At 37.0% G+C, this 15,995-nt stretch carries 10 protein-coding genes; all 10 read left to right on the top strand.

Translation table 11 applies throughout. From position 1 onward, the window contains the following. The first annotated feature begins 110 nt into the window (after positions 1 to 110). On the top strand, positions 111 to 842 hold the full coding sequence (locus ACZ41C_RS08000; RefSeq protein ID WP_464565426.1) for a hypothetical protein: 732 nt from the start codon (positions 111 to 113) through the stop codon (positions 840 to 842). A 351-nt stretch (positions 843 to 1,193) separates the two neighbouring features. Then, positions 1,194 to 2,693 (top strand): sensor histidine kinase, encoded by a 1,500-nt coding sequence (locus tag ACZ41C_RS07995; RefSeq protein WP_464565424.1) that lies wholly within the window; start codon positions 1,194 to 1,196, stop codon positions 2,691 to 2,693. Continuing rightward, positions 2,690 to 3,313: a response regulator gene (locus tag ACZ41C_RS07990; protein WP_464565422.1), complete on the top strand. Its 624-nt coding sequence runs from the start codon at positions 2,690 to 2,692 to the stop codon at positions 3,311 to 3,313. Before ACZ41C_RS07995 ends, ACZ41C_RS07990 begins: the two co-directional genes overlap by 4 nt. 43 nt (positions 3,314 to 3,356) lie before the next feature. Next, complete coding sequence (locus tag ACZ41C_RS07985; protein ID WP_464565420.1) at positions 3,357 to 4,151, top strand: hypothetical protein; 795 nt, start codon at positions 3,357 to 3,359, stop codon at positions 4,149 to 4,151. A gap of 145 nt (positions 4,152 to 4,296) precedes the next feature. Then, on the top strand, positions 4,297 to 5,652 hold the full coding sequence (locus ACZ41C_RS07980; RefSeq protein ID WP_464565418.1) for a DUF5723 family protein: 1,356 nt from the start codon (positions 4,297 to 4,299) through the stop codon (positions 5,650 to 5,652). 196 nt (positions 5,653 to 5,848) lie between these two features. Beyond that, positions 5,849 to 7,237 carry a M48 family metalloprotease gene (locus tag ACZ41C_RS07975; protein WP_464565416.1) on the top strand — a complete coding sequence of 463 codons (1,389 nt, stop codon included), beginning with the start codon at positions 5,849 to 5,851 and terminating at the stop codon, positions 7,235 to 7,237. Between the two features lie 273 nt (positions 7,238 to 7,510). Continuing rightward, positions 7,511 to 8,908, top strand: coding sequence for a DUF5723 family protein (locus ACZ41C_RS07970; protein WP_464565414.1), 1,398 nt, complete (start codon positions 7,511 to 7,513; stop codon positions 8,906 to 8,908). Between the two features lie 100 nt (positions 8,909 to 9,008). Then, entirely contained in the window at positions 9,009 to 14,123 is a 5,115-nt protein-coding gene (locus ACZ41C_RS07965) for a T9SS type A sorting domain-containing protein (protein WP_464565412.1), read from the top strand. A gap of 4 nt (positions 14,124 to 14,127) precedes the next feature. After that, positions 14,128 to 14,844, top strand: coding sequence for a hypothetical protein (locus ACZ41C_RS07960; protein WP_464565410.1), 717 nt, complete (start codon positions 14,128 to 14,130; stop codon positions 14,842 to 14,844). Between the two features lie 20 nt (positions 14,845 to 14,864). After that, entirely contained in the window at positions 14,865 to 15,989 is a 1,125-nt protein-coding gene (locus ACZ41C_RS07955) for a hypothetical protein (RefSeq protein ID WP_464565408.1), read from the top strand. Positions 15,990 to 15,995: the final 6 nt, after the last annotated feature.

Genomic DNA, 15,995 nt, shown 5'->3' with positions numbered 1-15,995 from the left:
CCAATATCCGATTAAATTCCTATCTTTTGGAAATATCCCCACTATCCGGTATAGCCTACTTTGTTGGTTATTATAATCTTTGAAGACCACACCAAAAAACTATACAAAAAATGAAAACATTTCAAAAATTCCCTCTTCTAATTACTTTCCTTCTTTTAAGTCTTAGTTTTCATCCTCTTTTGGGACAGAAATTTAAGGGAAGTAATGATGTTATAGTCAAAAAAGTAACTGGACTACAGGAATATAGTTCAACCATGGATTTGAATGATACCCGAAAACAACTTTTAATGGCGGGGCAGAATTATCAGACCAATTATGGAATATATGCCTCCATCGAAATTGAAAATTCCTCTTTAGGACCCCAGTATAGAACCTTAAGGAATATTGAATTTGAGATTGTCAATTATAAACCTACTTACTTTATAGGAATAGATTCCGTTGTGGTCGATTCAAATTATGGTAAAAACACAATCACATTTAAAGTGTACACAAGAGCCTTGTCCGATCAACAGACCTTCTCACTTAATAAAGAAGACTTAAAAAATATCCATTTTGAAAAAGGCAGTTATCTACATGCCGAACGTTATTTAAATCCTATGTTTCCAGAACTTGACAAGAATGGTAATGCTATCCTTATGGACGATGGGCGAATTGCTTGTAAACCCGATAATGGCAAAGCTTTCGATTTTGAGTTCTTTTATAAGGATGGGACACATATTGTTCGTAAGGCAAATTATGACAAGGTATTGGATACTGAACTTAAACAAACGAACGAAAATGAGATTGCGTTTGGACTTCCTGGTAAAAGATGTTGGCATAGTTATAACAAGGTTATCTTTTAGTCTATGCCAAAAACTATTTGCCTTTTCATAATTGTTCTTATTTCTACAATCAGTTCTGCGGAAACACCTTTGGAAAGGTTCTATGATTTACTAAAGTCTCAAGATTTTACAGCAGCAAAAAATACAATAACCCTTATTGGTAATGAAGAGTCCAAAAGATTGCTTGGTGAATTGATTGAATTATTGCAGTTGGAATCAAATAATACAATAATGGTTCTAGATGAAAAAGATTCTGATGAACATGCATTTACTAAATTACTTTACCAAGGGTACCAATATGCTTACAACCCTAATAGACAATCCTTAGAAGCTTACAAAAAATTTTCAAATGCCCTTAAGGTAGCTCAAAAAATGAAAAACATTTACCTAGAAAAAGCTGCCCTAATCGCCATTTTAAATCTTTTTAGTACTGAAATCTTTATAGGAAGTAAGCAATACGAATCTTTTTTAGAAAGATTTACAGAGATAAAGTCCAGTGATGTTGATGAAGCTTTGTTGATATTATATCACTTGGTTTTTTTCACAAAGGCCGATGACAGTTTAAATGATGTTGATGCCCGATACTACAATTATATGGAAAAATTGGATTCCTTATTTCTACGTATTCCAAGGAACAATAACCTATTTTCAAGATATTATTACGAAAAAGGAATGTATTATAAAATCGAGCAGGAATTCGATAAGGCAGAGGATTTTTTTTTAAAATCGGATAGTCTTATTGCCAACAATGCTGATTTAATAAATATGAGAGCATCTATAGCATGGCAAATTGCCTTTATAAATTTTCAAAATAATAATTTCAATAAAGCAAAAAAATACCTCAAAGCCTCAGGGAGGCTTGCCGAAAAACTAAAGGACACTTTTTATATTGACAGATTGAACGCTCTTATCTTCCACAAAGAAGGGCAATACGACAGTGCATACCACTATCTTAACAAATCATTGGAAATTGAATATAGGCTTGGCTACAAAAACAATACCTTAGAATCTTCCATTTTAACAGTCCAAAATCAAACCGACAAACTCAAGCTAGACAAGCTCGAATTGGATGCCCAAAACAAAAAAATAAAAATTTGGACCTTGGGGCTTGGACTGGCCCTTCTTTTTGGGTCGGTCATTGGTGTACTTACCTATAAAAACACCAAGCGCAAACAATTGCTCGCGGAACAGGGAAAAATATTGGAGGAACAGAAAGTAGCAACACTTCTAAAGGACCAAGAACTTGCTACTATTGATGCCATGATAGAAGGGCAAGAAAAAGAAAGACAACGAATTGCACATGATCTTCATGATGATTTGGGTGGGTTGATGGCCAACGTGAAACTCCATTTCAATTCTTTGCAAGATAAAGCAATAAACAATAGGCAAGAACTCTATAAAAAGACTAATGAATTATTAGACGAAGCGTATGAAAAAATAAGGGCCATTGCCCATGAAAAAAATTCCGGGGTTATTGCGAAACAAGGACTATTGAAGGCCGTAAATCAAATGGCTGATAAAATTTCGCAATCAAATAGAATAGCGGTATCGGTACAGGATTTTGGTTTGGACAATCGGCTTGAAAACAGCTTGGAACTCAACCTGTTCAGAATTATACAAGAATTAACGACCAATATTATTAAACATTCCAAGGCCACAATGGCAAACATACACCTCACCAACCACGGTGATGTACTAAACATTTTGGTCGAAGATAACGGAATAGGTTTTGACCCTAAAACCTTAAAGAAAGGAAAAGATGGAATGGGCCTCAAAAGTATCGACAAACGAATATCCCAATTGGAGGGCACTTTTCACATAGAATCTGAACCTGGTAAAGGTTCGACCATAATTATAGATATACCCATATGATACGGTTAGCAATCGCCGAAGACCATCAGTCATTGATAGATGGTTTGGAGCTTCTACTAAAATACGAGGAAAACATTCAAATTGTAGGCACTGCCAATAACGGGCAAGAGTTATTGGAGGTGGTACGTAAAAGAAATCCGAATGTTATAATTACCGACATTAGAATGCCCATTATGGACGGGATTGAAGCAACAAAAATTATCAAAGCGGAGTACCCCCATATTACCGTTTTGGCCTTTACCATGTTCGACCAAGAGGGGGCCGTAAAAAAAATGTTGCATGCGGGTGCCACCGGGTATATCCTTAAAAACGCTTCCCTAAACCAAGTCTTGGAGGCAATATTGACCGTTGCCAATGGCGGTACCTATTATGATGGCAATATTGATCTCTCATTTACCGAAAATCAAAAAAAGGCCTCCAGCAAAGGTCTGTTGACCAAGCGACAAAAAGAAATATTATCCTTGATCGCACAAGGAAAAACCTCAAGGGAAATTGCGGATGAACTTTTTATTGGTATACACACAGTTGACACCCATAGAAAAAACATGATGCGCATATTAGAAATCCAGGGAAAAGGAGAGTTATTGAGGTACGCCTTGGAAAAAAAGTATGAATTTTAATCTTTTCCCCTATTTTTAAAGATAATTGAAATACTCAAAGAAAATGATTATCAGGTCATTGTACATTCTAACCATTTTTATGATTGCCCATGTTTCCGGATATTCCCAAGTTGAAACGTACTATGCCCTGAAAAACCAAGAGGTTGTAAAGACCGATTTCAAAGAGATTAAACGAGAGCTCTTATTTAAAGCGGAATCAACGGATACTAAGGAAACCTTTGGGCTGGCCCTGGGTGCATTGGCCGTCAAACTGATACCCTTGTTGGTTGATGGGGCTTCCAAATTATTCTATAATCCTGATAATTTCAACAAAGAATATTTTGCCAGTTATTCCTTTTTTGAGAATTCCGGAAGTTTTAAAAAACTAGATCCTGAGCAAAACATGGTCTTCCAACAAACTGGTCTGAACGAATTGGGAGTTCAAGAAACAATCAATCGATTTGTATTTGACCTAGGTACAGTAAAAAATGTAGAAGGTTATTATTATCTCGGCCTAAAATCCTACCAACTCAATCATTCTTGGTGTAAACTAAGTGGACCAGGTAACCGAATAAACTATATTCTGGACATTGGATTTTATTATTTTGACGAGGATGATAAGGCCCAGGAATTCCACATTAATCCCATTCTTTTGGACGAACAGTTCATCGATGGAGAAAAAAGGGAAATTCCAGAAATAAACTATCAGGCAATACCAAAAATGAAAGTACTGCAGACCATTCAGGTAAGGGTACGTGAAATCAATGCAAAGACCCAAAATTGGGACCGATATCTTGAACTTTATCAAAGTAACCAGAACAATATTTCCAAATTTTTGATACGGGCACTTGGCGAATGACCAAGTTTTTCTTCAACCGGCTTCAAAGAAACTTACTTACTCCTTCAAATCGATACTAAGGAGAACTATATATACCCTTTACTAGGTATTGAATCAGGTATGCCCGCCTCCTATTTTTGATGATAACCAAACTTTGGATAACCTTATGAAATACGCGTATATTCTATTCTTATTTATACTTTGGGGTAAGACCTTCGGCCAATCCTATAGCGGTCTTTTTACAGATAATTTTAGCGGAATACATAACACCATTATCAATCCGGGTAGCCTTGCGGACAGCCGTACTAAGTGGGAACTCAACCTTTTTTCCATCAATAGTATAGCAAGTACTGATTACACCCCCTTAACCTTGGGGAATATCACTTCTTTTATTGAAAATGATAGTTTTGATAGTTTGGAGAGACTTGCTTCCGATACTAATAACTTTTTGATAAACTTGGATGTATTGGGGCCTTCCATACAATTTTCACTTAATGAGAAAAACGGACTTTCACTATTTACAAGAATTAGGGCCATTGGAAACATAAACAATATTAACGGTACTCTTTTTGAAAGTGTTTATGATGGATTTGCCAACCAGGACTTTGATTTTGTTGCGAACAATATGGATTTTACCACACACGCTTGGGCTGAAATAGGCCTATCCTATGGATTAATACTGCTACAAAAAAAATATCATAGGTTAAAAGGAGGGATTTCTTTAAAATACCTCCTTGGCGGAGGGGCTATTCAAGGTAGCAGTACGCAGCTTAATGGCCAGTACGATTCCAGTATCGAAGAGGTGTCCCTAAACGGTGACCTTTCCTATGCCTTTAGTGCCACGGAAACTGAGGGGGATGTTGACTATTTTGACAACCTTTCATCAGGGTATGGTTTTGATTTTGGCGTTGTTTACGAGTTTAGAACCCCCTCATCCTTAGCTCCTTCCAATGGCGATAATCCTAGGGGATTCAATCAATATAAACTAAGAATGGGCCTATCTTTTTTGGATATTGGAAAAATAACCTATCGCAATACAGAGAGTTCCACCTATCAAATTAACGCAACATTTGCTGCCCAAGATCTAGAAGAAGATTTCATATCGGCCATTGAGGATAAGGTTGTTCCACAAACCCTTGTAAATGACCAAGCCTGGAAACTACCTGCCACCATTAATTTAAACGTTGATTACTGGTTAACCAAGCAATGGTATCTGAACCTAAATATAAACCAAGGTTTGTTGGATATGAATGCCACTTTTAATAACAACCCTTTGAATCTCATTACGCTAACACCAAGGTATGAATCCAGGATTTTTGGAGCCTACCTGCCCATTTCCAATAGTAAATTAAGTGGAACCTCAATAGGCTTAGGGTTGCGATTGGGTCCGCTTTTGATAGGTTCTGGAAGTTTATTTTCCAACCTAGGCAATAATGCCCAATTGGCAGACATATTCCTTGGACTTAAAATACCTGTGTACCACAAAAGAAAGAGTAAAGATTTCAAATCAAAAAAACAATAACCTACAATTGGTACGCATTTTATTTACCAAATTCAATTAAAAAGCACTGTACGCACCATCCATTTTAAACAATTGACAAAATTTAGTATTTTACAACTCTAAGTCTTAAAAATAGTATGAAACCCACATTTAGGGATTTGTTAGGGTACGTTATATACCTCTTTAAGCATCAAGCTATTAACCAAATTTTAAAGGTTTGAAATATCTCACTTTACTATTGTTCTTATGGTTCTACCAATCAGCTGTTGGTCAGGGTTTCCAACAGGATATTGTATACGAAGAAGTGGATGAAAATTGCTTTGGCAACCAAAGCTATCAAGCCGACCCCGAAGCCGAAGCTATCGTGGACGAAATCATGGCCCAGATGGGCTTAAACAGAACCTTTAAAATTAGGCAATGCCCAAATATTCAAAACGCATTGGCCAGTATACAAGAAGACAATAGTGGTAAAAAAGACCCATATATCCTATATGACCCCATTTGGCTTTCCAAAATGAAGAACAGTTCCCGTACGGATTGGGCTTCCATAGGGGTTTTGGCCCATGAGGTGGGTCATCTTTTAAACTATCATTCTTTGAACAATGTGGGGAGCAATCACAGGTATGAGATCAGTGCAGACCGGTTTGCCGGGTCTACCATGGCACGTATGGGAAGTACGCTTGAGGAAGCGCAAAGCATGTTCAAAAACTATCCTGAAAAAGCCTCTAGCACCCATCCCGGAAGGGCAGAACGTTTGGAAGCCATAAAAGAAGGATGGAACAGGATCAATAATCCAACCCAAAGAACGGTTCTGTTAAATGAAAATACCCCGGATCGGGATATTCTTCCAGAACATATTATTAACAGGTATTATAAGTCAGTTGGAGGTCAAAAGGAACTAGGCCAAATAAGGGAACTAAAATTTAGCGAAAAAATTACCGAAAAAATTGGTCAAAGCTTAAATGCCGTATCCAATGAATTTGAACATGAATATGTGCTGAACCCAAATATCATCTTGGTAAACAAGCCCTTGGAGGGACGGGATTACAGTGAGAATTACAAAGTGGAAAACGACTCGTTATTATGGAAATTTTCAGATAAGGAAAAATGGAACCAAGGTGCTCCCCGAATAGGTACAGAAAAACAAGATGACTATGAGTTTAAAAAGGACATTGAGCCAAGCTTGAGCAATTTTTTTGAAGACTTTGTTTTATTGTCCAATCCAGAGGTAGCGACCTACGACGGAAGGGAAAGAATCGACGGCATCGAATGTTTTGAACTCAAACTGCCCGAGGAACGCCTGGAATTTGGTGACCTACAAAAAAAGGGGAAACGTGTGACCGTAGAAAAAAGCTATTATTATCAAACGGCCACGGGATTGCTGTATGCCATCGTAGAAAAAGAGCTGATTGAATCTTTTAAAAAAGGAAATCTCAAGGAGAAGGAAAACATCGAACGGAAAATAGTGTATGGACATTATAAAGAGTTTAACGGGCTACAATTTCCTACCGAGATTAAAGCAAGTCTGGTTCCCTTAAAAAGTGACATTCCTCAGACCGAAGAAGGTATATATCAGGAAAGAAAAATAACGGATATTCAGTTTTAAGTTTGTTTTAAACGAAGATGTTTAGTAGGTTTTTTCTTTAAAAATTATTTATCTTTTCTTTCGTAATAATCGATTGATTATCAATCTCCTCATTCAAAATTATACCCAGTAATGGGTATTCCCTAATTTACCTTTACCTGATATATTTGATTTTATCGATAAACCTATCTTTTTATCGACAAAAAGCTATTTAACAAAGACAAAACCCATGAAAATTTTCTATCTTGAAAATCCCCCCTTTTGTCCATAAGGACCTTTAAACCACCAACCAAAATGCAAAGAGACCACTATACCTTATCATTTATACTTTTTTTACCATTTCTGGCACTTGCCCAATTTGGCCACGGCACCGTTTTTGACAACTATGGCGGCATCTATAATGTGGTGCAAAACCCGGCCAACAGTGTGGAATCCAAATATAGGTATCACATCAACGGCATGTCCTATCATTTTTTTAACCCTACCGACATTGGCGAAACTAATTTTTTGGACATCAACCAACAACCAAATGGATTCAATGCTTTGGATTTTTCGGGGGATGATGAACAGAATTTTAGTACTGAAAATAATTCCGTCATTGACCAGGACATTTTAATGCCCTCCGTACTTTGGGGGTTTTCTCCCAGACATGCCGCTGCATTTTTATGGCGTTCTCGATCCTACACGGATTACCAAAGCTACAATGGAGGGATTTGGGCCAGGTTCAGTGGGGAGGAATCCAATATACCAGAAGGCATAAGTAACTTCAACCATACCTCCCACCAATGGGACGAATTTGGTATCAACTATGCCTTTGCCGCCATTAGGGGTAACTATCACTTTTTGAAAATTGGTGGCACCATTAAATATTTGGCCGGTAGACGCGGTACCGAAGTTCGAGGTAGCATTACAACAAATGAAACCAGAAATATAACTAGAGTTGAAAATTTAACTTATTTAAATACAGCCCGCGAATCACTCCCTTCTAACGCAACAGCTGAAACTAAAGCTTTTTTTACTCATGCTGTAGGGTTTGACTACAATGGACAGGGAATAGGAGGAGATATTGGCCTGGTTTACGAGTGGCGTCCTAGGGAAACCAACCGGGTTGGAGCTAGAAACAGTAGTGCAACTGTGAATATTTATAAATTACGATTGAGCGTGGCTGTTTTGGATATTGGTAGTATTGAATATAGAAAAGAGAAGAAGGACATACGAAAACAGGAATTCAATTATAGCGGAAGTCCAATTGAAGCCAACAATATCGAAGAACTATTCCAATCCTTGAACGGTAATAATGACAATACTCCACAAGGCGATAGGATTCAACAGGGCAGCGTTACTTTTGCGCTTCCTCGTTCTTTACATATCAATGCAGATTACCTTGTCTTGAATGACAATAAATACTATGTAAACCTCAACTACGTACAGGCACTGACTTCTAAGGATGATGAATTTACCAACTCCAAATTTGGTATGGCCACGTTGGCCCCTCGGTATGAAACCCCGGATTTTAGCGCAAGCATCCCCCTCGCGTATGTAATGGAAACCGGGAGTGTCCATATTGGCTTGGCTGTTCGCTATAAATACATCACAGCAGGTTGCGCTGCCCTGGCCAACGTGGCTACCGGCAAACCTTTAAATCACGTTTATTTTGGAATCAGCCTGCCTGTTTTGGAAGAGGTGTTTTAAAAATATGAGATGAGCTAAATACAATTCTTATTAATCAGCGAGATTTTCCTTAGCGAATTACCTCTAACCGGTTTAAAAGTATAAAAAAGAACAGATGAAAATGAAAAGATTATTACTCCCCTTTTTTCTTTTAACAACTTTGATTTCTATTGCACAGATTCGATTGGTAGAAGATATCCTGCCAGGAGTCGAGCAATCTAATCCGTTCCAATTTTTAGAACATGATGGTTTTTTATTTTTTATAGGACAATCTACTGGTGGGCCTGCCATATTTATGATGGATACTAATGAAACCATTTCGATAGCATGGCAAGAAGGATTTAATGCTTATGACATGGTTGTTTATAATAACGACCTATACTTCAATGCCAATAACCAATTACACAGATTAAACAGACCTTATGGTACTGGATCTGGGAGTACAGTAGTGGATTCTTCCATTTCTATGTGGGGTTCTGCATTTGTATATAATGGCGAGCTTTATTTTGGTGGTGAAGTTAATCAAGCGGACCCTTTAAATCCCAACCATGAGCTAATGGCATATAATGGTAGTATCGTGAGACTTGTTGAGGAAGTGTCTTCTATTAGTTTAGATCCAAGTCAATTTGTTCTACATCTTGGAGAACTATATTTTGTAGGTAAAGAAATGGATATGGTCAACGGTCAGCCCAGTATTATAGATGCCATATATAAAAGTAATGGTATAGTGGTTGAACAGGTGACTTCGTTTCTGAACACATCCGTTTCCTATCTTACTTCATTAGGAGATAATTTATACTTTTTATACCGAAACGGGGATTTCAACCAACCTTATAACTTATGGTATAATAACACAAACGGACCTGGGGGGTTTGGTGTGGAACTAAATTTCGCATTTGGATTAACTGTTTTTGAAAATAAGCTCTTTTTCTTTGACCAGGACAACACTCAATTGGTGTCAAGGGATATTATGGGTAATGAAGAAATAATTCCAATTGCAGCTGGATTAGAATACCCATTGGGTGGATTTCCATTACAAAATCAAAACTATCTAGCTTTCTCTGGATTCACCAATGCTTTTGGTAGTGAACTTTACATTTATGAAGCAGGTGGTGAAATTAATTTTACCGAGGATTACAATTCTGGTTCAAACAGTTTTACACCCGTTTATGGTTCTTTCTTTAATGGTAGTTTATATGTAACAGGCTCAGATGGTAGCGGAATTGGAAGGGAACTCCATGTCTATAATCCGAATGGATGTACTGAAACCGTTAACATTCCAGATGCCAATTTTGAAGCCTATTTAGAAAACATTCTAAACGTAGGGGATGGAATCCTTGGAAATGGTTTGGTATGTAAGGAAAAAGTGGAAGTATTGACAACTTTGAACCTCTCTGGCTCCATTCCTATTGTAAACTTTCCTCCTGGCTTGGGCATTACAAACCTTTCAGGAATTGAGCATTTTTCAGCTTTGGAGGTTTTAAGGGTAGAAGGTAATAACATAGCTTCCATGGATCTTTCACAAAATACAAATTTAAGGGAGCTTAGGGCATGGCGATGTAATATTCAAACATTAAATGTTAGTGGGCTTACAAATTTACAGACCGTTGGACTCAACTTTAACTCTATTGCCACAGCCGACTTTTCGACCTGTCCAGCCATTCAAGAACTGGATATTACGGACAACGACCTTACTGCAATTCAATTGGGAACTACGGCAAACCTTCTAAAATTTACAATTTCAAACAATCCAAATTTAACAAGCCTTGACATCTCCGGAGCGGATACCAACCTTACTACTTTTAATGCTACGGGTAACACCGCCCTCACATGTATCCAAGTGAGCAATGTAGCCAATGCAGAAAACCAAGCAAATTGGTTAAAAGATGCCAACACGTCCTATTCAACAAATTGTAACCTACAACCATTTACCGTAACGGCAAGCATCCCTGGCGCTACAGGCAACCCGCTTGCAATCGAAATTACCGAAGGTAACAGTTTTACCCTGAATTTTGAAAGTGGTCCTACAGCTCCCGATGGCACTCCATATACGCCCATTATCGAATTTACCTCAAATAATAACAATAGCCCAACGGAAGACTTTACCTTTAACGGAAATGCCACCTTACCTACGACCCCATTTACTGTATCTTCTGCCAACCCTGATGGTGGCATTACTATTTTGGCCATAAATGATGGCGTAACGGAAGGTGATGAAACCTACACCATAACCATTTCTTCACCAGATCCGTCACTGTTTAGCATAGAGGGGCCTACGAGTTTTGAGGTGACCATAAAGGATAATATCTCGAGTGAGCCACCGTCATTGACTTTAGATACCAAAGTACTGGGTGCTACTACCCTTGGGTATGATTTAGAAGGTGAATTCCCTGTTGAACTTTTTGAGGTTGTTGAAGGATCTAGTTTGGAAATAACCTTAAATGATATTTCCTCCGAAGGCGCCAATGGTTTTCCCTTTAGCTTGCCTTGGAGTGTTTCTGGTATTACAGAGGACAATGTTCAACTAGTTGACGGTGATGGGAACAATTTACCCTTTGATAACCAAGAACTGAATTTTACAGTAGATACATCCAATGAGTTTGAAATTCAAATTAATATTACGCTAGATGATAACGAAATCTTTGAGTCAAACAAAGAATTTACCATACAATTCAAAGAAAATGGTTTTGATGAATCTTTAATCTCGATTCAAAACGCTTCAAATCCCTCTGCTCCATATAGAATGCGTTTTACCATAGTTGAAAATGATATTGAAGGTCGAATTATTACCTCATTGACTAATATTGGTGGTCGAGAAAACAGCGGAATTGCGGATAAGTTTGAAATAGCTTTAAAATACCCTGATGAAACCTACTATAAGAACAATACAGGAGCTGATATTATTATCCCTATTGATTTCGATAACACCGATAATCAATTAGCAAACCCGATAGATTTTAATGATATCAGTCCAAATCCTCTACCACAAAGCTTTATTATTAAACCCAATGACTCAACAGCAATAATTGAGCTTACCTATCTTGAGGAAATAGATGTAAATGATTTGGAACCCAATTACTTTAATTTAATTCTTTTACCCGTTACATCGCCTTTGGACCTAGTACATCCTCAAGATACTTTTTTAATAAAGGTATTGGATGAAAACAGCCCATTTGATATAATAACAGACTTTATTGGAAATGTACAAAGACGTGATTTTGGTGGCGAAGATTGTTGCTATTTCTTTCAAGTAGAAGAAGGGGAGGATATACTATTCAGCTTTGATGCAGAAAAGGGAGTGCAAGACGCTCTTCCATATCTATTGAACATTGAAATCCTTAATGCGGAATTCTCATCCAATACAAGTACACGTGCTAACTACGGAGATGGCAGTTTTACCTTAAACACAAATACTTTAGAAAATATTCCCAGATCTGTAAAGATTGACCAAATCGACAATTTTTTAAACATGCGTGTTGAACAAGGTGACTACAGCAGCCCCAAGAGTTTTAGAATAACCTTTAGTCCACCTGATAACTCAAATTATGAATACGTAGGGCCCAAAGACAGAGATTCTTCGAATGAAACGGTCAGTTTTGATTTTGAAATTATTGATGCAATTCCAGCGAGTATTGAAGCCACGAAAGCCACCATGAATGAGGAAGATCCTAGCGATTTTGTTGAAGTGAAAATAAAATTAAATACACTAGAAATCACAAACCAAGAAGATATTAGTTTCAGCTTTATTTTAACTAAAAATTCCACTGCCACTTTTGGTGTTGATTATAGAATAGAATCTAATAATGACTTTGAGATTTTTGAGGAAAACATCTCCACGAAGTCTAAGAAAGGGGTAATCTATTTAGATTCCAATTCTAGTCCTACCGAAGCAGTCTTTAGAATTATTCCCATAAATGAACCAGTAGGAGAGGAAGAACCTGAAGGCACAGAAACGGTAATCATTGAACTCCTTGATGGATTTGGTTATTCTATAGACAATGGAAATAGCTTTGTAGAAATTGATATAACCGATGAAGACGTTGGCGATTACGATGTTAATCTTAGTGTTCCAAATGAAACTTTGTATGAAGATAGCACTAGAAGTCCTAATTCCGGTGTTTTTGAAATACAGCTTTTCTCAAATGGTAATTCCGCTAGTGCAGCTGAAGATATTAAAGTATATTTTGAAATAACAAATGAACTAGATTTCGCAATAGAGGGTGATGATTATAGAATTTATGATGGAAATGGTCCTGGAAAAAGAGATATTACCAATGATTTGAATAAATATGTTACCATAAAAAAAAGTGAAAGTATCGGATATATTTATGTTGAGGTCGTTACAGATGATGGGGAAATAGAGCCTAATGAAACAGTGACTATAAATTTAAAAACTGGAATTGGATATAATTTAAATCCAGAAAATTACACTTTATCCGGTTCCGTAAATATAATTAGCAAAGAACAAAACACCGAAAATCTGAATCCAAGCGACTTAAGTGCCTTTGTCTATAGTGCCACATGCCCAGAGGTCAGTGAGGGGAAAATTGCCATGGTAAATAATTCCCCATTTGATTTTAATGTAGAATTATTTAATAATTCTCAAGAGGTTGGTTCAGCAGATTTACAAAATGGAATTGTAACCCCTTTAGTTTTATTCGAAAAGCTTGAAGCTGGTAATTATACAGTAAAACTTCAAGCTAAGGGAAGGGATGATATTTATCCACCTTCCTTTAACTTAACTATTCGGGAGAACTTAAATTCTACTCAGCTTTTATCCTCAATGGTTAATTCGGAGAAAAAGGAAGCAAGTCTGAAAGTATCAGGAAGTAAATTCTATGAAGTCATAATAAATGATAAAAGCTATAATCATCGATTTGAAAATGATGGGCCTCAAGAATTTAACCTTCCTTTACAAATAGGAAAAAATTCAATCCAAATTAGAGGGGAAATTCAATGCCAAGGAATAATCGATCATGAAATTATCTTTAACGAATTCAAGTTTTTTCCAAATCCGACAGAAAGCATAATTCACCTTGATGGATTATCAAGCACAAATAACTTAAAATTAATTTTCTACGATACTACAGGCAAAGTTGTAGCTACTTTCGAAAGATTGAATCAAAAATCATCAAATTGGGTAGTGAATGTTGAATCATTATCCAATGGAACTTACTTCTGTAAAATCATTTCCGAGGACAAAGTTATCAATACCCTTAAATTAATTAAAAATTAAGTAGATGAAATCTAGATATTCCTCCATACTCGTAATACTAGCTCTCATTTTTGTCTCCTGTGAGGGTGAATTTATTCCTAAAGATAATTCCATTACCCTAATTGAACCAGATGGTTTATGTGAAGGAGGGGTTTCAACCACAAACAATCGCTTAGAAATACCGTTTTCTTGGTCCGTAGACAGTGAAACAGGTTTCGAAGAATTTAGTATACAATTGATAAGGGAAGATGATAATTCAACTTCCAATTATAATGTAAGTGGTATAAAACTGGATACGATAATTACCTTGGAAAGGGGTAAGAATTATCTATGGTCAATTATTGGAAGACTAAACTCTGGCGAAGAAATCCCCACTACTCAACAAGGCTTTTTTAGTGAATCTGAACCTATATTGGATATTCTGCCGTCACCTTCTGAGATTACAGTAGAAAATAGAGCAAATTCCTTTTATGTGACTTGGAGTAATGAAAATGAAGATCAGGAAAACCTGAGCTATATAATATCCTTAAGTGATAAAATAGACGCAGGATCAATCATTGAAGATGTAACACAATTAAACTACACCAAACGAGGTGATACCAGATTTGAAACAGATAGCAAAGAAGAAAGTATTTTGAAGAGCGGTATAGAAAAAGGGGATTATATAATCAGATTGGAAACAATCAAGACCGAAAATGGAATTGATAATAGTGTAAATACCTATTCTAGGTTTTCCTATTAGGTTATTGGAAATTCAAACATATGTCTATATTAGAAAACATTAGAAATTTAAGTCTCTTTTTTTGTGTAATAAGTTTTAGTTTTGGCCAATCAAGTACAAATGTTCCTGAACTTTTTAAAAATAAACATCTCCTCCCTATCCAACTCTCCTACACCAACAAGCAAATAAAAAAGGAGACGAATAAAGAGAAGGGCATTCATACCGATTTACTGTACAAGCAAGGAGAAAATTGGGATACCGTTCCCGTATCCCTAAGGGCACGGGGAAACTTTAGAAAGAACACTTGCTATTTTACCCCCTTAAAAGTCTATTTTAAACGGGGTGGTACCCAGAACACGCCCTTTGAAGACCACAAAAACGTAAAAATTGTACTGCCCTGCCTTCTGGAGGAACGCAGCAATGATGATGTACTCAAGGAATACTTGGCCTATCAAATGTACGAAGTGCTATCGACTATCCACTTTAAAACCCGCCTGGCGATCTTGGATTATACGGATACCCGTGGTGAAAAAGAGGAACTACACCCCTTGGCCATGTTTTTAAATGTCCCGAACAAGAACCTTTATAACGGTGAGGAATCCTGGGCCGCTCGAAAACCAAAAAACCATACCTTGCTAACCATCCTTATCGAGGATGATAAGGTGGTGGCCAAGCGCCATGATGCCAAAGTTCTTAAACGTTTTATGCATCCCTTAAACCAAGATGAGACCATCTCTACCACCAATGCCTTCTTTCAGTTTATGATAGGGAATACGGATTTCTCCACAGCCTATAGTCACAACCAAAAACTGATTTTTAAAGAAGGCAAAAGCTATCCCGTACCTTATGATTTTGACATGAGCGGTCTAGTGAATGCTTCCTATGCCGTTGTATCCAATATAAACAATACTCCTTTGGATATTGATAAAGTAACTGAACGCCAGTACCGGGGTTTCAAACGGAATCCCACCCTTTTTGAAGATACCCGCTCGAATTTTCTTTCGAAAGAATCGGAAATCCTAAAAATACTGGACGTGCACAAATCCCTATTCAAAGAAGCCAAGAGCTATGAAACGGCACACAATTACATATCCGACTTCTTTGCGATTTTGAAAAATGACCTTCGGTTTCAAAAAGAGATTGTTCAAGTAGCACGGGAAAAATAATCCACT

It is taken from the genome of Maribacter sp. C-4077 (assembly GCF_055378385.1).
The sequence above is the reverse complement of the archived record's forward strand: the minus strand, read 5'-3'. Positions and strand labels throughout refer to the sequence as shown.